Source organism: Sphingopyxis sp. GW821-FHT10B01 (genome assembly GCF_059415685.1).
Genome location: NZ_JBWKNS010000002.1, coordinates 689,837 through 709,659 on the forward strand (window position 1 = coordinate 689,837; position 19,823 = coordinate 709,659).

19 protein-coding genes and 1 tRNA gene are annotated in these 19,823 nt (G+C 59.3%); 5 read left to right on the forward strand and 15 right to left on the reverse strand.

The genetic code is table 11. The annotated features are described in order from the left end of the window. Positions 1–265: 265 nt before the first annotated feature. The 3 genes from AC07NV_RS07810 to AC07NV_RS07820 form a co-directional block, all read right to left on the reverse strand. Complete coding sequence (locus AC07NV_RS07810) at positions 266–1,252, reverse strand: hypothetical protein (RefSeq protein ID WP_495165755.1); 987 nt, start codon at positions 1,250–1,252, stop codon at positions 266–268. Between the two features lie 23 nt (positions 1,253–1,275). Further along, positions 1,276–1,884 carry a hypothetical protein gene (locus AC07NV_RS07815; RefSeq protein WP_495165756.1) on the reverse strand — a complete coding sequence of 203 codons (609 nt, stop codon included), beginning with the start codon at positions 1,882–1,884 and terminating at the stop codon, positions 1,276–1,278. 80 nt (positions 1,885–1,964) lie between these two features. Then, complete coding sequence (locus tag AC07NV_RS07820) at positions 1,965–2,762, reverse strand: YkgJ family cysteine cluster protein (protein WP_495165757.1); 798 nt, start codon at positions 2,760–2,762, stop codon at positions 1,965–1,967. A 300-nt stretch (positions 2,763–3,062) separates the two neighbouring features. On the opposite strand from AC07NV_RS07820, the gene AC07NV_RS07825 reads away from it, so the two are divergent. Together AC07NV_RS07825 and AC07NV_RS07830 are read left to right on the forward strand one after the other, a co-directional pair. Continuing rightward, complete coding sequence (locus tag AC07NV_RS07825; RefSeq protein WP_495166007.1) at positions 3,063–3,293, forward strand: helix-turn-helix domain-containing protein; 231 nt, start codon at positions 3,063–3,065, stop codon at positions 3,291–3,293. After that, positions 3,290–4,009, forward strand: a complete 720-nt coding sequence (locus AC07NV_RS07830) for a BglII/BstYI family type II restriction endonuclease (protein WP_495165758.1) — start codon at positions 3,290–3,292, stop codon at positions 4,007–4,009. Before AC07NV_RS07825 ends, AC07NV_RS07830 begins: the two co-directional genes overlap by 4 nt. On the opposite strand, the gene AC07NV_RS07835 is transcribed toward AC07NV_RS07830, so the two are convergent. The 4 genes from AC07NV_RS07835 to AC07NV_RS07850 all read right to left on the reverse strand — a co-directional run bounded on the left by AC07NV_RS07835 (position 3,988) and on the right by AC07NV_RS07850 (position 7,524). Next, positions 3,988–4,935 carry a DNA-methyltransferase gene (locus tag AC07NV_RS07835; RefSeq protein ID WP_495165759.1) on the reverse strand — a complete coding sequence of 316 codons (948 nt, stop codon included), beginning with the start codon at positions 4,933–4,935 and terminating at the stop codon, positions 3,988–3,990. The genes AC07NV_RS07830 and AC07NV_RS07835 overlap by 22 nt on opposite strands. 455 nt (positions 4,936–5,390) lie before the next feature. Further along, positions 5,391–5,879 carry a DUF488 family protein gene (locus AC07NV_RS07840; RefSeq protein WP_495165760.1) on the reverse strand — a complete coding sequence of 163 codons (489 nt, stop codon included), beginning with the start codon at positions 5,877–5,879 and terminating at the stop codon, positions 5,391–5,393. Between the two features lie 77 nt (positions 5,880–5,956). Continuing rightward, positions 5,957–6,856 (reverse strand): hypothetical protein, encoded by a 900-nt coding sequence (locus AC07NV_RS07845; protein WP_495165761.1) that lies wholly within the window; start codon positions 6,854–6,856, stop codon positions 5,957–5,959. A gap of 2 nt (positions 6,857–6,858) precedes the next feature. Further along, positions 6,859–7,524: a hypothetical protein gene (locus AC07NV_RS07850; protein WP_495165762.1), complete on the reverse strand. Its 666-nt coding sequence runs from the start codon at positions 7,522–7,524 to the stop codon at positions 6,859–6,861. Positions 7,525–7,705: 181 nt separating this feature from the next. Between AC07NV_RS07850 and AC07NV_RS07855 the strand changes: the two genes are divergently transcribed. Then, complete coding sequence (locus AC07NV_RS07855) at positions 7,706–8,050, forward strand: helix-turn-helix domain-containing protein (protein WP_495165763.1); 345 nt, start codon at positions 7,706–7,708, stop codon at positions 8,048–8,050. Here AC07NV_RS07855 and AC07NV_RS07860 read toward each other — a convergent pair. From AC07NV_RS07860 to AC07NV_RS07895, 8 genes are all read right to left on the reverse strand, one after another. Further along, positions 8,047–8,691: a recombinase family protein gene (locus AC07NV_RS07860; protein WP_495165764.1), complete on the reverse strand. Its 645-nt coding sequence runs from the start codon at positions 8,689–8,691 to the stop codon at positions 8,047–8,049. The genes AC07NV_RS07855 and AC07NV_RS07860 overlap by 4 nt on opposite strands. A 151-nt stretch (positions 8,692–8,842) precedes the next feature. Beyond that, on the reverse strand, positions 8,843–9,823 hold the full coding sequence (locus AC07NV_RS07865) for a hypothetical protein (RefSeq protein ID WP_495165765.1): 981 nt from the start codon (positions 9,821–9,823) through the stop codon (positions 8,843–8,845). Then, complete coding sequence (locus tag AC07NV_RS07870) at positions 9,820–11,532, reverse strand: DUF6538 domain-containing protein (protein WP_495166008.1); 1,713 nt, start codon at positions 11,530–11,532, stop codon at positions 9,820–9,822. The genes AC07NV_RS07865 and AC07NV_RS07870 overlap by 4 nt, the downstream gene beginning before the upstream one ends. 181 nt (positions 11,533–11,713) lie before the next feature. Beyond that, positions 11,714–11,789: transfer RNA gene (locus AC07NV_RS07875), tRNA-Glu, on the reverse strand. A gap of 125 nt (positions 11,790–11,914) precedes the next feature. Next, complete coding sequence (recJ, locus tag AC07NV_RS07880) at positions 11,915–13,684, reverse strand: single-stranded-DNA-specific exonuclease RecJ (RefSeq protein WP_495165766.1); 1,770 nt, start codon at positions 13,682–13,684, stop codon at positions 11,915–11,917. Next, positions 13,681–15,201, reverse strand: a complete 1,521-nt coding sequence (locus tag AC07NV_RS07885) for a PH domain-containing protein (protein ID WP_495165767.1) — start codon at positions 15,199–15,201, stop codon at positions 13,681–13,683. Before AC07NV_RS07885 ends, recJ begins: the two co-directional genes overlap by 4 nt. Next, positions 15,198–15,728, reverse strand: coding sequence for a PH domain-containing protein (locus AC07NV_RS07890; protein ID WP_495165768.1), 531 nt, complete (start codon positions 15,726–15,728; stop codon positions 15,198–15,200). The genes AC07NV_RS07885 and AC07NV_RS07890 overlap by 4 nt, the downstream gene beginning before the upstream one ends. 25 nt (positions 15,729–15,753) lie before the next feature. Beyond that, on the reverse strand, positions 15,754–17,715 hold the full coding sequence (locus AC07NV_RS07895) for an alkyl/aryl-sulfatase (RefSeq protein ID WP_495165769.1): 1,962 nt from the start codon (positions 17,713–17,715) through the stop codon (positions 15,754–15,756). Positions 17,716–17,780: 65 nt separating this feature from the next. Here AC07NV_RS07895 and AC07NV_RS07900 point away from each other — a divergent pair, with 65 nt between their 5' ends. Both AC07NV_RS07900 and AC07NV_RS07905 read left to right on the forward strand, forming a co-directional pair. Continuing rightward, positions 17,781–18,269, forward strand: coding sequence for an NAD(P)H-dependent oxidoreductase (locus tag AC07NV_RS07900; protein WP_495165770.1), 489 nt, complete (start codon positions 17,781–17,783; stop codon positions 18,267–18,269). A 187-nt stretch (positions 18,270–18,456) separates the two neighbouring features. Beyond that, entirely contained in the window at positions 18,457–19,785 is a 1,329-nt protein-coding gene (locus AC07NV_RS07905) for a hypothetical protein (RefSeq protein ID WP_495165771.1), read from the forward strand. The last annotated feature ends 38 nt before the right edge of the window (positions 19,786–19,823 follow it).

A 19,823-nucleotide genomic window follows, 5' to 3' on the forward strand; every position in this document is an offset into this window, starting at 1 on the left:
ATTGAGATGTTGGTGCCCGGTGGCGCGGGTAGTTGCGCCATATGGATATGCATACCAAAAACATCCGATAAATCGGCCATTTATGGAATGTTCTGATACCCTCTGGGAGAGGATGTTGGTGACCCCTACGGGAGGAGTTGCTCTCTTCCAACTTGCGCCAAAAATACCGGAAATCCGTCTCTGATTTGTGTTCTGTGTACCGATTTATGTACTGGTTTTGTGTACCTGAAATTCGGGGCATTGGCACCGGTTTATTGCGACGCGCTCAGAAACCCGACGATCCTCGAACGATCTCGATCAAGCGACGAAACTCTGTGTCGTCGCGGTTCAATTTCCACATGTTGATGAACTTGCAAACGATCTGGAGATTGCCCGGTGCGTAGTGACCTTGGCTGTCGATACGATCCAACGAGCAACATAGCTGGTGGTCGTCGCCGTCTTTGAATTGCAGCGTCAGGCCAGTGATAGCGCACAATCCTTCCTGGGCCTCGTATAGGTCAGCGATATAGGCAATGAGTGCATCTCGATCTGCGAAGCCGAAATCCTTGTTTTTGACATTTCGCATCACCTTCTGGCCGTTGGCGTTCAGGGTCGTTTCCCATGCGACATTCGCCATATTGAAGAAGGCAATCTGCATCGCGTTGTATGTTCGCACCGGCTGCTTTCGCGAGCCGCTCTCGGTCTTTGCTTTCCACTCGGGGCGGTCGTGCCATGGGCCGAGATCATGGCCGTCGATCAGGGCAAGGGCATATTCGGCGTAATCGTCGCTCAGCTTCTGGAGGGTTGCTTCCGTGACCAGAAAATCCGGGGCCTTCGGGTGCAGCCCCTTCCATTCTATCGGTTCGCCCTTCCGGTTCTTGTTGGACCATGGCTGCGCTGGCTTCCTGTAATAATAAACGTTCGGCGGACCATCGGGATTGGGTTTGAGGTCGGGGCCAAGCTCAATGAGCGGTGCGCCATCTGTCGTGATCGTCCACCATAGATGTTTGCCATCCTGATGGAGCCACATGTCACCGCTGCTCTCGGTTATGATTGTGCCCAAGTTGAACCATCTGCCAGCAACGGGACGGGTAGGAGAAATCCCCTTCATTGTCCTCAGGTTCGCGACACAGAAATCAATATATCCCTTTCGGTCGCCCGCCTTCCATAGTTCGTGGACCCGCTCGTCTTGCATCGTCGTGATCTCATGGCGAGAGAGGCAGTCCGGCCACGCGTAATTTTCGCGTCCGAAGTTGGCGATATAGACTTTCACGCTACGGGAACTGGCCGAAGGCGCTAAGCATCAAAAGACCGTTGCGGAAGTACTAGAAATGGCCCCCGCTTCCACCAGGGCATTGGTGCCGCTCCCGGCAAGGACCAGCGCACCTTAGTGTGTTTTGGAAGCTGCTCATATTCGTCGATCAGAAATTCCAGCCAGTGGTTGTCAGTATCGAACGGGGGGAGTTTGTGAAGCTTCCGGAGCATCGCTGAAATATTCAAAGCTCGAATACCGAGAAGGATCGCTTGGTCCCGCGATATGTCGATAGCGGCTTCCATATCTTCCCGGCTTTCACTGTCGACACGTCCTTGCTGTGATCGACGATCGTTGTCGAAGCTCAAGACCTCGTTGGTTAGGATGACGCTTAGGTCGCGCCACCTCTCTTGCTCCGAAGGCAGAGCTTCCAAGACAGGAAGGTCCATGGAAACGCCTTCACTCGGGGAAGCGCGAAAATCATTCACGCCGCCCACATGCGAAGCGGCATCTTGGGCATAGTTTTCGAACTTGGTCGCAAGGCGCAATGCCAGATAACTTACCTCGCGTTTGCGATTTCCTCGTTCCCGCCAAGCCGTAATGCCTTGGGTCAGACACGACGCGAGAACGGACGAAGACAGGGCGAGCGCCATCCCTGTCGCTAAAGTCAACGGCTCTGCCAATCGAAATTCCTTCCACCACGGATTGCGAAGTTTGCTATGGATGTCCGAAGCTATTTGGGCGGGCTCGATCCAAATGCTGCTCGGTAAATTTCTTGCCATTGAGGATTGTCGAAGGTGTCCCCCGTGACCGCACGAGGGAGGCCGGAAAAAACGTCCTCGCCCTCAAGCCATCGGCGCTCCAGCGTGGGTTCGTAGAGTGCAAGCCGGAGAGCTTCGTTCCACTCTACGGAACGATGAGCAAGTCCAGCGTGTAAAAGTGCACCTTCAAGCGCCACGCCATAAACTTGACGAAAAACCATCCAGATCATGGGGGTCGGAATATCTTCTCCACTTACAGTCAGATAAGATCGGCGGCATATTTCGGCATCTGCGGAAACAGCAGTGCGGCAAACCAATGGGCGTACCGGATAGATGCTGCAAAGGTTGCCCGCCAAGAGAGGGCAAGGGGTAACCATCTCTCCCCTGTCATCGAAGGACTTGGTGATTGTTGCGGCATATGCCGTTTCAACTGCATCGACAATTTTGCTCTTTTGGCGATGCTCGAATGAATTGACTGCATGGAAAACTTCGGGCGCCATTGCATCGACCCAAATATTGCAACAATGCGAGCACCCCCTGCCACACGCAATGGGCACATCCGCATTGTGCTTCGCCCCCATTGTTGCGTTCGCGTACAGGAATTGCATCATTGGTGCGACGCTGCGCTGATGGGTGCAGGCACGTAATTTATCGCGTAGCATCCGCATCAGGCTTGCTATTTCGTCTCCATCCATAGAGCCGACGTTCAATCCGGAAGCGAGTTTCTTTTCATCCTCTTTCAGTTGCCTCTTACGGGCGGCGCGATCCATTGCATCTCTCCCCAAATTCAAAGCTATATTCCGATAGCTTTATGTTCACGTCCATCAAAAGTCGCACCGACTTGGAAACGCCAGTTTGCGGGGATATGCTCGCGAAATGAGCGTCGGTATTTAGATGGTCACGCGCTAGCGGCTACACTACGGAACTGGGGCTGGGCGCCGAGACCGCATCGCCAATTGATCCGTAGATGTTTCGCCAAATATGACATTCGCGTTGACCATGGACGCCACTCGACACTTGGGTATCATAGTCCGTGGACGAATAGTCCGCAGATGATGCAAGGATCGTCTATGGAAGCTTGCGATCTCTCCTTGCTCGGGAGACGCATCCGCGAGAGGCGGATGTCGTTTGGATGGAGCCAAGAAGAACTGGCGGCAATAGCTGGCGTAGACCGGTCATATATTGGAGGCGTCGAGCGCGGGCAGCGTAACCTCACTTTCACGATGCTATGCCTGCTATGCCGCGCTTTGCAGTGCACAATCCCAGTTCTCACCGAAGACCTGCCGGGAGCGGGAATATGAAATGGCTTCGTACGATTATCATATTCGATGAAGGCGACATAGTTGGATTGGATGCGTGGAAATTCGCGCACGAAAGCTACGTTAGAGCCATTCAGAAAATTGATCATCCGCGAGGAAGCGGAGCCCTAACCCTCCGTCACATTTCTTCTGATAAGAAAAGTCGAAATGGGGTCACCTATCTGAAAAATCGTTTCGTCGAGCACATGCGTGAGGAAACGTGGTTGACCGAAGCGCCGGTTCGCCTTCGGAGCGGCCAAGAAGAAGCGGTGTTCCATACATATCCGGATGGTGATCCGTACTCCGAACCGCTAGCAGCCTCTTTCGGCGGGTTCGATTTTATGAGCGAAACCCCGGACGGCACGCGAGTTGCTCTTGAATGGGAAACGGGGAACATCTCTTCTTCTCATCGCTCTCTGAATAAGCTGTGCTTGGCCCTTAGCAACAACGACATACAAGTAGGTGTTCTGATCGTCCCCAGCCGCCAGTTGTACGGACATATGACGGATCGAGTGGGCAACATTGCCGAACTCTCTCCATATCTTTCCTTTTGGGGGCGTACTCGGGAAATGGTTGGCCGAGGCCTGCTCGCTCTCACTGTTGTTGAACACGACCATCTTAGCCAAGACGCGAACTTGCCCTATTTGGTAACGGGAATGGACGGTCGCGCAAAGGAAGGGCGGTTAAAGTTGGAAGCTCAGGCGAAGAAGTCGGCTTGATCGTTGTCACAGGTCGAGCAGCACCCGACCCCATCTTGGGTCGGAAGTAGATTGTAGCTCGTCGATAGCGGGCGTCCGGCTCGCTTTGCCCGTCTAATGTCCGCATCCGTGAACAGGCGGTTTTTGTTCGCGTGGATCTCTCGGATATGGTCTCGATCACCCCCGATATCAGCAAATCTATCCAAAATAGATGAGCTTTCAAGCTCGCTGCCGATCCAATTGCGACCCGTCAGTTCGGCAGCGACGAATGTGGTGCCGGAACCTCCAAATGGATCAAGTACCAACGATCCAGGATCGCTCGCGATGGCCACAATGCGATCCATTAATTTCAACGAAAGCGCGTTGGCCCCGCGCTTCTTGTACTTAGCATGTCGCACCGGAGGGATGTCGTACCAAACGTCGGTCAAGCTAACCCCGAGTGGGTTCATTTTGTCTTTGTACCCTCCATAGTCCCGAAGCTCGCCGCCGCAGTGGCGGCAACAAGGGACTGGTATCCGGTCGGGATGGAAAATACCGGCGCGCTTCCCCTTTACGAAGTACAACAGGGAATAATGAGAGGGATATAGCCTGCCGTTTATCGGCAGGCTGAATTTCATATCAACCGAGATCCAATGGCGAAAAGTGAGCTTCTGCATCAGGAACGCGCCAAGGGGCAGGTTCCACTTCGGCAGATTATAGAGAAACAGCGCCCCCCCCGGCTTCAATACACGGATCATCTCGTCGAGCCACTCTTGGCACCAAGTCAGGTAGTCTCCTTCCGCAAGTTGGTCATCGATTTTAGATGTGTACTCCTTGCCTAGGTTGAAAGGAGGGTCAGCGAACGCAAGATCCACGGTTTCGGAGCCGACATTGCCCAAAAAGTCTAGGCAATCAGCTTCGTAGAGCGCCCCGAGGGTGGTTTGCAGCTTGGGTATCATAGTCATCATATCTGGCAGCATAGCTTTCGGCGGACAAGGCCTAGATTGCAATAGCCGCTGTAGAATGATGGGAGAGCGCCGGAGGTCGAGATGCCCACATACGGCGGCGTCACTTTATCCCCTAATGCTCGGAGGGCGCTTCGCTCGCGCAGTCGATCACCTGTCTCAAGCTGAAAAGCCTCGCGAGATTGCGCAGAGCATATTGGGTATTCTTCCGGAGTATGCGATTTGAACGCTGACGGGTGGATTTGTAACCCGTACATGGCGTCCCGCCTGAGAACACTTTAGAACGACAATTTGGCCCATTTTCGGCGCGGGTTTTGAGGGTCTCTTCTTCGCAAATCTTGTGGGGTAGTGTAAGGGTTTATCCCACAAAATCATGATCTTGGTATTGTGTCGCGTCTACGCGAGTTCGGCGAGAATTTTGCCCCTTTCCAGCCCCCCAAAAATCGGGAACTCGAACGTCAGAATAATTCAATCTGGGCGGCTAACGCGGTTCGCATTTCAATCCGAAAATTGGTTGGCCGAACCCGTGCGAGGGTGTCGGTGATATCTTCTTCGCGTCCGTCACGGCAGATGCTGCGGGCGACGATGCCATATCGGATCAGCAGGCTAGCACCGATGTCCCAACTCCGATGACAGGCATCAGGATCGCCCTCGGCACAAAAGATCGCGATCGGCTCCCGGCGCGCCGCGTTTACAATCTGTTCGAGCCGTTCGATGTAACGCGGATCGTCGAGCGAGATTTCTGCCCGCCCCCCGAGCACATCCCCCCATTGCCGGAACATGATCCCGTGGCTCCCCGACCATTTTTCGATTTGGGGCGCATTGAACGCCGCGTTCCGCGACCAAGGTGACGACCGCACATCAATAATCTGCGTGATGCTGCGCCGATCAAGCTCCCCCAAAAATTCGGGAAGCGTCCGGTTCGAATATCCGAGCGTAAAAATCATACATTCTCCAAGGTTTATGTTGCCCTGGAGTTTAACTTTGGGACGTCAGAGATGGCAGGAAAAACCGCAGAAAAACGTCACTTCTGAGTGATTTTCACGCCAGCTTTGGCCGCGCCGTCAATGATATGAGCGACGCATTGGAGGGTCGCCGCCTTCGCAGCGTCATTCTGCGCCTGTGCAGCGGCCAATCGAGAAGGCTGGCGCTCTCCGTCGATTATGTCCGATGCGATGTCGAAAAACGTCATTCTGGCCATCGCAGCGGACGCGCAGTCTTCTAATCCAGCGTTGGTGGCTGCTTCGCTATCGCCCGAAACGCCAGACGGCGGCGAAAGGGTCTGCAATTTGCGATATGCCGAGAAGCAGGATTGCCGCCCACTTTCTGCTTCCCGATAGGCAGCCGCCGAAAACGAACCGTTCCGCAATTGCTGACCCAACGATTGTTGCGCCTGTTCGCATGGTTTGAGTGCACCCGTCACCGACGCCCACAGCCTGTTGAAAGCTTGCTCGGTTCCGGCCCGGTCATTCGGCGCAGATTGGAACTTTGCCTCTTCCTTATGTTGCGCGGCCTTGCGACGGTCCGCCTCGAATTTATTGTCGGCTTCCTCTCTGTTCCGGGTCAATTTTGCGGTCCGCATCTCACGGGCAGCAGCAGCCTCGGGATCGAAACGCTTTTCCAGACCTACCCCGATGAAGAAGCACGCCAAGCCGACCACCGTCACGCTGACCATCCCGATGACAGGCCCGAAAGATCGGGACACAAATGGAAAACGCCGTGCGGCTTTGTGGGCGATGGCTGGAATGGCAAATGCCGATGCCGCAATGATGAACGCACCCATGACGATATCGGGAACGCCCTGCGCTTCGACAATCGCGACGACGCCCCAGAATAGCAGGAACAACCCCACCAAAATCGTCGAGACCTTCACGAAGACACGTGCGGGATTTCCAGATTTTGGGTCGCCGCGATCCAAGCTCATAGCTATTTGATCCGCCGAAAATGCAACCCCATCCCATCGAGCTTTAAGATCGAAAACACTTGATCCTTAATCGCGATGTCTTGTGGGAACGAGCTTCCAAGAGGCAGGGTCAGGTCTTCGGTGAACGCCGGTCGTGCCATGTCATTGGAGAACTCGCGATAACTGAACCGGATCGTACCCTCTCCGACCCCCGAAAAGACGATGACCTTGCGAAAGTTGCTGCCGCCGTCGCCTGAGATTTCCACTATTCCGCGATGATAGGGGACGGGTGGGTCAACGCGTTTCGAGATGCCATCGGCGGAATATATCACCTTGTCGAATTTCCCGTCGTCCTCGCTATCGACCAAGCAGTTGGTCCAAGCTGCTGGCGCGCCCGGTAGTCGCGTGAAAGTTACGCGTTCGCGGCACGCTTTCAGCTTGCGATCCCGGATAACGAATAGGCCGATGCCAGCGGGAAGGTTCACGCTCTCGGCTGAACCCCAATTCGCCGAGACAGGGCCGTCGATGATGACCCCCGTCGCGCCATCGTAACGATAATGCTCCCAGATCGGACTTCCGACCGTCGCGCTCTTGGTTTCGCCTACATCCGGGGAAACCCTTTCTTCCGCCCCTGCCAAAACTGGATTGGCCAAAACAATAGCCGCCAGGCCCACCAGCAATTTCATCATAATGTTGCCACCCCGATTTAGTGACCGGTGCCCGCAATCGTAAAATCGACCGAACCCGGAAATGATTTCCGAGTTTCATTTCAACCGGCATTTGCAATTGATTGCAAGATTTATGATTTTCCGCAACTGACTGCGCAGACGCCTTTTCACGCCGCACTCTACAGGTGGCGGCGAGGAATTTATGGGCGATGCAGCGGAACTCATGGGGCGCTTTGGGCGGCTAGTAGCTGCTCACCGGAAGCGTTTGCGTCTAACGCAGGTCCAATTATCCGATGCTTCCGGGATCAGCGCCGACATGATCGTGCGGATCGAAGGTGGTGGCACAGGCGTTCGCTTCCCCAACATTCAGCGACTTGCCGATGCCTTGGAGGTCGATCCCGCCGAACTTTTCACGTCAGACGTTCCCCACGGAAAACTTGCTCGCCCGAACCTTAACCGTCTGACGGCAAGATTAGCGGCGCTATCGGATAACGATCTGCAATTAGTCACCGAATTGATCGATGTTGCCTTGAAGGCTAGGCGCTAAGCCGCCCGCAATCGATCCAGTACGCGCTTGACCGTCATGGGGTGCCATTGCCCACCAGATGCCGTCTGATGCCCCTGAGAGGTCAGGAAATCGGCAATCTGAGGCAACGATAGGCAACCGGCTGCCCGCGCCTGCATAATAGCTGGCCGAAGACTGTCAGCGTGGGCTTGGGCTTCACATCGGTTTCGGGCTGCAAGAACTTTACCGTTCGCGCCGAGGATTGCCCCACGAGCCTTCGCGGCGGCGAGTGCGGCACGAGTGCGGTCGCCGATCAACTTTCGCTCATGCTCGCTGAATACGGCCAACATTTGCAAAAGGAGGCGATTTGCTTCCGGCATGTCAGCGCATCGGATTTCTACATTGGCATCGAGAAGCTGCGCGACAAAACTGAGCGAACGAGACAGCCGATCCAGTCGAGCGATCAGCAACACGGATTTGGTACGGCGGCAATGGCCAAGAGCTTTCCCTAGTTGGGGTCTGTCAGCTTTCGCGCCGGAGATCGTTTCGATGTATTCACCGATGATCTCGCCGCTTGCACCGGCAGCGTATCGCTGCACCGCCTCCCGCTGAGCTTCTATCCCGAGGCCGGAGGCCTGCTGTTTGCCAGTTGATACCCGTCCGTAGAAAACATAGCTGGTCATATCAATATCAGGTTGAAGTTGATTTACCTGTTAAGACTGCCTTTGTGCTCGGCTATCGTACAGTCCAAATCGACCAATATCGCTTCGTACAGGCTAGGAGCCGTCTCCCGGCATATCAGAGCCAAATGAAGGGACGATATGCCGGAGAGCACTAGCTGAAGCCCCCGCTCAACCATTTTTCGCGAACATTGGGTGCTATGCAATATGCTTTCCTCCGCTTCATCTCATTTATGATCAAGTACGCATATTTTTCGAGATGGTACGAACTCATCGACGTCTCCGTCACCTTCGACGTTAGTTCGAAGATCATGTTCCGAAAGCTCGGCCATTCAACATATGCCCAGACGGCAATGGCGCATTGATCGACGGTGCTCAGCCACATGTTGTGGGGCTTTTCAAATAGCGCGAGAAACGTCCCAACCCTCTTCGATACCACCGGATCGAACGGCTCGACCAAATCCCCCTTCGCCTGGTTGACAGCAATTTCGAGGCAAATCCAGAAAGCTTTTGCGGCAGCCTGGGACGGCTGTTCCGAAATACTGACAAGATCGAGATAGCCTTGGAACGAGCCTATCAGGATTTCCTCCCGAAGCTCATTATCGGGAAGAAACTTAAACTGGTTCTCTCTTGCCGGTGGCGGCAGAGTGACCAGTTCGATGTTCTGTTCGATGTTCGGTTGACTGTACATGAAGCTGTCACTTTGGCAGTTTCGATCACGCGTCGATGTGGACTTCGGTACCGCACCGCCGGCCTCTTGGGGACTGCCGTGCTTTCTCGTCCGATTATGCCCTTGTTCTCGATGTGCTTGCGCGTCCTCGAAAATCGAAAGCGCAGGCGGCAGCGCCCGAAACGCACTTACCCTTCTGCCGTGGTGGCGCGGGTCCCAAATGCTTCGCTTGGCAATGAGGCCCAGCCCGTCGAGTTCCGCAATCGCTCTAGCGACCGAACGAAGACCGTATCCAACACGGCTGCTGATCTCCTCGACAGTTCGGTAGCGCCACTGCTGCCCCGCAATCTCGATGCCCCCTTTTAACTGCTCATGGTGGAGAATGTGAGCGAGCACAACCGCCACCAAACGGGGTAGCTTCTGCTTCAATGCTTGAGTGAGCAATTCCGCTTCCGAGAGGATCATAGCGCCTCTCCCTGTTTGGACAGGAGGAGATTGGGCAACTCCATCGGCAGCTTCATTACCGTCACGGCATCGAAAAGCACCGACAGCGAAACGCCTTTTCCATACTTACCGCCCATCGTGGTGTCGGCGTGTCCAACAATCCGGTCGATCACATAGGGCTGGCAACCTGCATCGCGCAGGGCGTCCTCAACGCCGTGGCGAAAGCTGTGAAATACGAGTTGGGGGTCAGTAAGGCCGACCTGATCCATCAGCCGACCGAAGACCTTGCTGTACTCTGTCGAAGCCTGACCATCGATCCCGAACGGCAGGTCGCTGAACAGCCTAACGGACGGCTTGTCGTATTTGGCCTTTTTGGCGACAAATTCGAGGAAGCCCATTTTGATCAAGTCAGGATGTAGCGGCACCTTCCGCAAACCAGCCACGCTCTTGACGGATTTCCGCTCCGTTCCGACTAGGGCTTTCTCGTTGATATCCAGATAGGCGATACCGCCGTCAGTGCAGACGTCGCCAATCGCAAGCTGTATAAGTTCACCGAGCCGACAGCCGGTGTAAAAGCCAAGTACGGGGAGCCAGTATTTTCCGTCCAGAATGATCTTGTCGCCGGGGATGAACCGGCGAGCTTTGGATTTGCAGCCGACAAACAGCGGGCAGGAGAAGAGTGTCTCGATCTCATGTGCTTCGAAGGGACGGCGAGTACGCCCCACCATTTTCTCTTGCTTGATGATCACCTTGACCGACTGCGCCGGATTATCATCGATCAAACCCTCTGCTGAAACCGCCCATTTGAAAAACGTCTTCACCGGACGAAATATCAGGTCTGCGGTTTTGGCGTCGATGCGAGCCTTCACATTTTCCGTCTGCCTCACAGAAAACCCCTGCGGCAGAGCCGATCCGGGGCTTGCCCGCAGTGTGAGCACCGCATCGCGATAGCTGCGGATATCACTGGCTTTGATGCTCGCGATTGGGCGGGCTGCGCCAACATGCTCGACGAAATATCCAAGCTGAGTGGACCGAGCCTTGTAGGTCTTTATTTTCCAGATTTTCTTATGGGTCGTTAGAAACGCACTGATCGCGTCGCCTAGCGACGGGCCCTTTGGATCAGCGACAGGCGAGCCCATGAACTCGATGTAATTGCCATCGAACAGTGGATCGGTCGGTTTGAATTGGGCCAGCCTGTCGTCGGCGCGGAGTTGAACCAGACGCTGTTGTTCTACCAGTGCCCGCGCCACGCCATCGGCAAGGTCGATGTACCGAGCGTCCGACAGTTCGGTGGGCGTGAACCCGTGTCGAACCATGAGATCGCGGACACGTTGGTATACCTCTCCATCAAAGCGATGGCTTTCCGATTGCATTTTGAGTTCGGTGATCCTGTCCTGCGACAAAACACGTTGCTCCAGCAATTCGTTATCAGGGTCGCTGGTGCGAACCAGATAAGGCCCTATTTTTTCCTGTTCCTCGATCAATTGCACAAAACAGCTTTGCACAAGCTTCCGTGCAGCGAGCACAGTCATCTCAGTCGATTTAATCACGTCAAAAGCCTCCAACACCTGAACAGTGAGCAAGGCCGCAATCCGTCGAGCTTTGCGGAGTGAACAGGTCCGTAGAGACCGAACAATCTCCGTCTTGCCGACTTGCAGCCTAATGGCGTCTGGAACCCGCATCCGCAGGAAATAGACGCCGTCGCGACGCTGAAGGTGTGGGACGTGCACTCCGCTCAAGTCGGCGCACCCCGGTCGAGGCTCAATCTAACTTGAGCCGACCCCGCCGATATTAAGCCCTCGGCAGCAGGGGCTATAGCCTCAACTATGTACCCGGTTATGTACCGAAAACGTAGTAGAGAGCAGCAGAATATATCGGTTTGCCCGGAAGTCCACGACTTTCCGCTTCCGGTGGTGACCCCTACGGGACTCGAACCCGTGTTTTCGCCGTGAAAGGGCGACGTCCTAGACCGCTAGACGAAGGGGCCGTCGTTCGGTGAAGCGGCGCATTAGACTCGCAAGATCATGCGGTCAAGCGCAGTGGTGGGATCGCGCGCAAAAATGTTGCGCGGCGGCGAATCAATTGGCCCTCGAGGCCAGCCGCGGCCGGCCGTCAGTCGGCCCATGCCGCATCCTCCAGATGAAGTTCGGCGGCCGGACGGCTGCCCCAATCGTCCCGTTTTGCGCGGCCCGCGAGCCACAGCTTGCGTCCGCCGCGCGCGTGGAGCAGCGTTTGCCCGAGTTCGGTTTCGGCGCTGCGGAATGCGACCGCCTTGAACCGCGCGCCATCGTCGCCCGATACGATCAGGCGAACATGGTCGGTGCCGACGATCCCCGATTCGACGATCCGCACCGGCCCGGTCGCGACGCGCGGCGCGGGCCAGCCGGCCCCGTAAGGCCCAGCACTCTCGATCGCGTCGCACCAGAGCGGCGAGATGCCGCGCGGCGCGAGCACCGCGTCGATCAGCAACGACTTGTCGCCGCTCGCGCGCTCGACGTCCGCAGCGAGGCGGTCGTTGAGATAGGCGCCCAATGCGTCGACCTTGTCGGCAGCGACGGTGAGCCCCGCCGCCATCGCATGCCCGCCGCCCGCGACGAGTAGCCCCGTCTCCTTCGCCGCGAGGATCGCGGCGCCGAGGTCGACGCCGCTGATCGAGCGGCCCGATCCCTTGCCGACGCCGTCCTCGTCGATCGCGATGACGATGGCAGGGCGGTGGAGCCTTTCCTTCAGGCGCCCGGCGACGATACCGATCACGCCGGGGTGCCAACCCTGTCCTGCGACGATCGCCACCGGCGCATTGCCGCACGCGGCGCTCGCGTCGATCGCCTGTTCGAGCACGCCCGCCTCGATCGCGCGCCGTTCCTCGTTCAGCCGGTTGAGTTCCTGCGCGATCTCGGCGGCTTCCTGCGGGTCCGACGTCGTCAGCAGGCGCACGCCCAGGTCGGACTTGCCGACGCGCCCGCCGGCGTTGATCCTGGGGCCGAGTGCAAAGCCCATGTCGCTCGCGGTCGGCGGCTTGGTGAGGCGCGCGGCGTCCATCAGCGCCGCCATGCCGGTGTTGCCGCGCCGCGCCATGACCTTCAACCCCTGCGTCACCAGCGCGCGGTTAAAGCCGGTGAGGCGCGCGACGTCGGCGACAGTGCCCAAGGCGACAAGGTCGAGCAGGTCGATCAGCGCGGGCTCGTCGCGGGTCGCAAAGAAACCGCGCGCGCGGAGTGTGCGGAGCAGCGCCGCGCCGAGCAGGAAGGCGACCCCTACCGCGGCAAGGTTGCCGTGCACTGCCGCGTCGGGCACTTCGTCGAGCCGGTTCGGGTTCACCAGCGCAAAGGCCGCGGGCAGCGTCGTCGCGCATTGATGATGATCGACGACGATGACCTCGACCCCCGCCGCTTTGGCTTCGGCGATCGCCTCGAATGCCTGCGCGCCGCAATCGACGGTAACGACCAGCTTCGACCCGGCTTCGCCGATCTTGACCAGCGCCGCGCCCGAGGGGCCATAGCCCTCCATCAACCGGTCGGGGATATAGGCGCCCGCGGGAAGCCCCAGCCCGCGCAGCAGCCGCACGAGCAGGGCCGCCGAGGTCGCGCCGTCGACGTCATAGTCCCCGAAGATCGTCACCGCTTCCTTGCGCTCGACCGCATCGGCGAGCCGCGCGGCGGCGGCGTCCATGTCGCGGAACAGCGACGGGTCGGGCATGAAGCCGCGCAAGGTCGGCGTGCGCTGGCGGTCGAGATCGTCGCGCGTTACGCCGCGCGCGAGCAGCAACTGCGTAATGAGGTCGTCGGGCGCGAGATTTTCGCTGCCCATGTCGGCACTGGCACGCCGCCAATGCCATGGTTGGCCGATGATCGACCGCGTGATGCCCAGCGCAGCGCCGCTCATCGCCGCGCCCTCGCCGTGAGGATGCGGTCGCGCAAATCGCGCGCGGTCGCGATCGGAATGGCGGGAATTTCATGGGCGGCAAGCGAACTGCCGCCGGGAACGCCGAACACCAATGTTGCAAGGCCGAGCGGGCGCAGGATGAAGTCGGTTTTGAGGTCGACGCTCTGCACCGAAGCATGCGGTAGCAAGGTCATCTTGGGCTTCCATGCCCCGCGGCGGATCGCGACCTGCTCGCCAAGATCGGCCCAGCGATGGAAGCGCGCCGCCCAGAAGGCGATCAGCGCGATCAGCGGCGCCGCGACGAGCCCGAGCCACCCCACCGCATTGCCGAGATAGAGCGCGACCCCGCCGCCGATCGTCGCGCAAATGGCACCGATGATCGGTCCCAAAGCGACGATGCGGTGGCTGCGCTGCCACGGCTGATCGGCGCCGGGGCGCAAAATCGCGACCTCATTCAGCACTGGATCGATCTCGCCGAACTTGCCGAACGGGACGACCTGATGGTCGCGTTCCTTCTCCCCGTCGCTCGCCAGGCTTTGCAGGCGGAGTTCATGCCAGCCGAAGCGCTGGCGAAACCAGCCGGTGACGAGGATCGCCGCCTGCACGCGGCGAACCGGCACCGCGACGTCGGTGCGCGTCGTCAGGCCGCGCGTGCGGCGCAGCGCGCGCGGCTCGCGCGTCAGGCGGAAATCCCAATTGGCGAAAAACATCGTTGCGATGCCGCTGACAAAACCGATGAGCAGGAGCGACAGGACCGCGCCAACCCCGGCGATCCAGCGATGCGCGAGAAACCATTGGTCGAGCCCATAGTCTTCGGCGATGTCGATCCAGTCCATCGGATTGAAGACGTTGAAATCGAACGGCAGCAGCCCGTCGAAGAACTGCATGCCCGCGCCGACAACGGCAAGCGCGGCGAGCGAAAAGTTGAACAGCCCCGCGGCGAGCAGCCGGCGCGGTCCCATCGTAAACAGCAGCCGGTCCCCCGCGGCGGGCACCGTTTCGGCCGCATCGGATGCAGTGGCGGCCGCCGCAACCTCGCCGCTGCGGTGCGCGCGGATCGTCGTGCGCAGCGCCTGCGCGGCTTCGAGCGCGATCGCGTCGAGGTTGGCGTCATTCTCCTTACCGCCGGCGCCGGTCTCGAACCCGACCTTCGCGATGCCCAGCGCGCGCGACACCAGCCCCTGTTCGATGCTGACGTCCTGAATGCGGTCGAACGGGATGGTGCGATGCTGGCGCGACAGGACGCCGCTTTCGATTACCACCTCGTCGTCGCCGACGGCAAAGCGGAACCGCAGCCACTGGAACCACGCGGCAAGCAGCGAGAAGAGCAGGAACGCCAGGATTGCCGGGACGATATAGACCCAGTTGCCGGTGAAGCCGAGTGCCGCGACGGCGGGCAGGAAGTTGAGCGAGCGCGGCCCGAGCTTGACGATGGCCAGCGCCAGCGTCGCGGGATGCAGCCGCTGCCACTGTGGTTCGCCCTCCGCAAAGGGTCCGGAAACGGTGGCTTCGCTCATGCGAAGTCGGTCTGGATATGCCGGCGGATTGTCTCGCGCATCGCGGCGGCGAGGTCGGCGTGGAGTCCCGGCAGCGTCACCATACTGTTATGCGTGCCCGATGTGTGGACGATCAGGTGCGACAGCCCGAACCAGCGTTCGACCGGCCCCTGTCCGACATCGATATGCTGGACGCGGACGAAGGGGACGATCGTGTCGGTGCGGAACAGCCAGCCGCGCGCGACGCGGAGCTGCCCCTCGCCGATCTTGTACCCCCAACGCGATACGCGCCGCGACGGGAAGGTTGCGATCACGACGATCGCGATGAACCAGGCGAGCGCGGTGATCAGCCCATAGGGCCCCTCGATGTGGCGGATCAGCAGATAATCGAACACGCTCGCGCCGATCGCGAGCGGGATCAGGTTGAGCGCGGTCGCGATGCGAAGGACCTGCGCATAGGCGGGATCGACCGGGTCAAGCCCCTCGGCGGCGTTGAGCGCGTCGGGGTCGAAGGGGTCGGTCGGGTGCGCGGCAGGGGTGTCGGTCATATTCCTCCGTTAGTCGCTGGCGGGCCTAAGGCACAACCACATTGAAGCGCGGATCGGCGGGCGGGTGGAGCGCGAACCAGGACAGGAACGCCATGCGGTCGCCGTCGATCTTGATCGCGCCCGATTGCAGCAACGCGGGGAATTGCGCCTGCCCGAGCATCACGTCGTCGAGTGTCTTGCGGTCGATCGTCACCGTCGCGGTTGGCGCGGCGTCGGTCACGCCATATCGCGGCACCTCGACCCCGCCGCCGACGACGATCGCGACGGTCTCCCTGCTGTCGGGCAGCACGAACTGGAACGTTCCTTTCAGCGCCGCGCCCTTGGCCGCGTCGAAACGCGTCGCGAGCGCGTCGAAAAAGACCGCGGTCGGGATCGCGCTGACAAACGACCGGCTCTGCCCGTTGCCCGACAGATTCTCGATCGCTGTGCCGCGCAGCGTCGCGGCGGCGGCAAGATAATAGTTCCGCCACGCCCCCGACTCCGCCTGATAGCCGAGCTGGTCATAAGCCGAGGCGAGCGCGGCGCGGGCGTCCTTGTTGTCCGGCTGCGCGAACACCAATTTGCCCAGCAGTTCGGCGGCCCAGCGATAATCGCCCGCCTTCAGCGCATCCTTCCCTGCGGCAAGCAGCTTGTCGGCTCCGCCTGCAAGCGCGACATATTTGGGCGCCGACGCTTCGGGCGGCAGCGGGTTGAAGTTCGCCGGATTGCCGTCCCACCAGCCGAAATAGCGTTGATAGACCGCCTTCATGTCATGATTGAGCGTGCCATAATAATTGCGGGTCGAGAAATCCTTGCCCTGCACGGGCGCCTCGGGCGTCTGGTCGGCCAGTTCGTGCAGCGTCGCCCCGCGGTTGGCGAGGAACAGCGTGCGGTCGTGGACATAGCGATAGGCGTCGCGCTGGTTGGCGAGCAAATTGCCGACCTCGCCCGCACCCCATGTCGGCCAGTGATGCGAGGCCAGCGCGACCTCGGCCTTGCCGCCCCATTTCAGCAGCATCGCGTCGATCACCTTCGACCAGTGCAACGCATCGCGGACCTGTGCCCCGCGTAGCGTCAGGACATTGTGGAGCGTGTGGGTGACGACTTCGGTCGTGTGCAGCGCCTTGTAGGCGGGGATGTAGAAGACGAACTCCGAGGGCGCCTCGGTCCCGCCCGCATCGAGAAACTCGAACGCCAGCCCGTCGATCGTCGGTGTCCCGCCGGTTGCGGCGACGGTCTCGGTCGGCTCCATATAGCCGATCGTGCCCGACGACAGCTTCGGCCCCAGACCGGTGTCGACCTGTCCCGAGGGTCCGGGGGCGAGGATCGATCCGAACATATAAAGCGCGCGGCGCCCCATCGCGGTGCCGGCGAGCACATTTTCAGAGGTCGCTTCCTCCGAAAAGCCATGCGGCGCGATAATGCGGATTTTCTCGCGCTTGACCTGTTCGGGCGTGACGATGCCACCGACGCCGCCGAAATGGTCGCTGTGACTGTGGCTGAAGATCACCGCCCTGATCGGCAGCTTGCCCGATTTTGCTTCGACAGTGTCGGCGAACAATTTCCACCCCGCCGCCGCGGCTTCCTCGGACAGCAGGGGATCGACGACGATCCAGCCGGTCTTGCCGCGGATGATCGTCATCACCGTAATATCGTAGCCGCGGATCTGCCAGATCTTGCCCGGCACCACCTCGAACAATCCGTGCACCGCGTTCAGCCGCGCCTGTCGCCAGAGCGACGGATTGACCGTGTCGGGCGCCTCTTTTGTATCGAGGAACGCATAGGGCCGCCGGTCCCATACCGTCTTGCCGTCCTTCGTCAGGATTACGCCGCCCGGAATCTCGGCAAGCTTGCCGCGCAGCACATTGGCCTCGTCGCGTGGATCATCGAGCGGCAGGCGCCCAGCGATTTCGGCCTGTGCGGTGCGCGTCGCTTCGCTCGCGACGTCCTGCGCAGTCGCGGCGAAGGGCAGGCTGCTCGCGAGCAGCAGGGCGGTCAGTCGGCGCATGTCATATCTCCCCCATATGTCGGGGCAGCTTGCGCCGCGCCTCTACGCTTGGCAAGCATCGGGACATGACCGAAGCGCCGCACCTCCTCATCGCCTGGCACAGCCGCACCGGCGGCAGCGAGGCGCTCGCGAGGGCTGCGGCTGACGGCGCCGGTCCGGCGGCGCACCTTGTCGCGGTGGCGGACGTCACGCCCGGCCTGTTGCTGGCAGCCGGCGGCCATCTGTTCGTCGGTCCCGAAAATCTCGCCGCGCTCTCGGGCGCGATGAAAGAGATGTTCGATCGCTGCTATTACCCCTGCCTTGGCCAGCTCCAAGGCCGCCCTTATGCGACGATCATCTGTGCGGGATCCGACGGTGAGAACGCTCAGCGCCAGCTCGACCGCATCGCGACCGGCTGGCGGCTGAAACGCGTCGCCGATCGGGTCATCGTGAACACCGCCGCGCAGACCCCCGAAGCGATCCTCGCCCCCAAGACGATCGCGCCGGATCGCCTCGCCGAAGCCCGCGACCTCGGTGCCGCATTGGCGGCGGGACTGGCGGCCGGGATTTTCTGAAGAAGTCGTCATTTATCGCCCATCTGTATTATCTTGGTAATACAGATGAAGTGGGTGGAGCAAACGCTGGTTTACCTATTCGCCTGAGCGGCCGCCAATTTGCGCGATGCCAAAGGCGTCTAATGTAGGTTGCAATGTAGGATTTGTTCTTTCTTTGTTCCATCTGGCCGCTCGTTGGACGGCTAGCATGAAGGAACGAGAAATGAGCAATTGTTGTGAAATGATTCTGGTGAGCGAGTTTGGAGGTGCCGATCCTGCGGGCGTAGCAGACAGCACTGCGGCTATTGAAAGCGCAATATTGTCGGCCGCCACCAGTGGCCGTCAGATTTGCGTCGATGGTCATTATCGATACACGTCGACAATCACGGTTCCCGATCGCGTGATCTTTGCCGGCGCGGGTGTTCTTGTGAGCGATAAATCGCTGCGCTCGGCATCCTGTTTCATCAAGGATTTCGACGGCGTGGGCTTCCTCTTCGCGGGCGACGAATCCGGCACCGACGGTGTTCAATATGACAGCGAACCGAACCGCGCGGGCGTCAACGTTCAGGTGACCGGTTCGCGCTGGCAAGCGCCGCGGATTTGCGTAACGAACGCGGGGAGCAGCAATCTCTTCATCGGCGCTCACGAAGCCGGCGCGAGCTCAATCAACGCCAACCTCTGGTGGATCGGTCGACTCCATAGCTATGGAGCTGGAGGGGCCGGCCTACTCGTAGATCATACGAACACGACGACGACGGCCAATTTTCCGCTGGGCGTGCCCGACTGTAACGCAGGTTCGATCGATTCGGCCGATATCCGGGACAATGGGGGCGATGGCTGGAAGCTCGGCAATACGATCGATAACGACATCGGGCATATCGTTAGCCAATCGAACGCCGGCTTTGGCGCCGTATTGGGGAGCTATGCGCGCAACAATTTCGTGCGCAAGTCATATACCGAAGACAATGTCGCCGGGGCTGGAAACATCGAAGCGGATGCCAGTCAGAATCGCCTATTCGCCGGCCGCGCGGTGACTCTGGCGTCAGGCTGGACAGATAATAGCGGAAATATGTCCAATCAGCTGAACGGCCACCATGCCAACGTCGGCGAAACGGGAAATTTCGACACCGCGCCATGGTATTGGCCGAATGAACTGAATCAATATTCGACGGCGGACAGTCTGGCCCTGCGTCAATATGTTGGCGCCAACATCGTCCCCACCGAGATACGGACAGAGGTCGACGTCGGCACGGGATCCAAATGGACCGTCGCAACCCGTACCAATGCGTTCGGGCTGGAAGACAAGTTGGAGATCAACAACGCCGGCGATCTCGAAATTCTCAAAGACCGTTCGCTGCTGATCGATGGGCAACGGGTGCTGACCTCGCCGCGCCCCGGATGGGGCGTCCCGACGGGCACTGCTGATCGCACCGCTTTCGACACCAGTTCGATTACGGTCGGCGACCTCGCCAAAAGGGTGAAAGCGTTGATTGAGGATCTCCATGCGAACGCTGGCATGGGAATTCTCAAAATGTAGGAAGGTTGAGGGCTCGCCGGACGTGCGGGCCCTCCGCT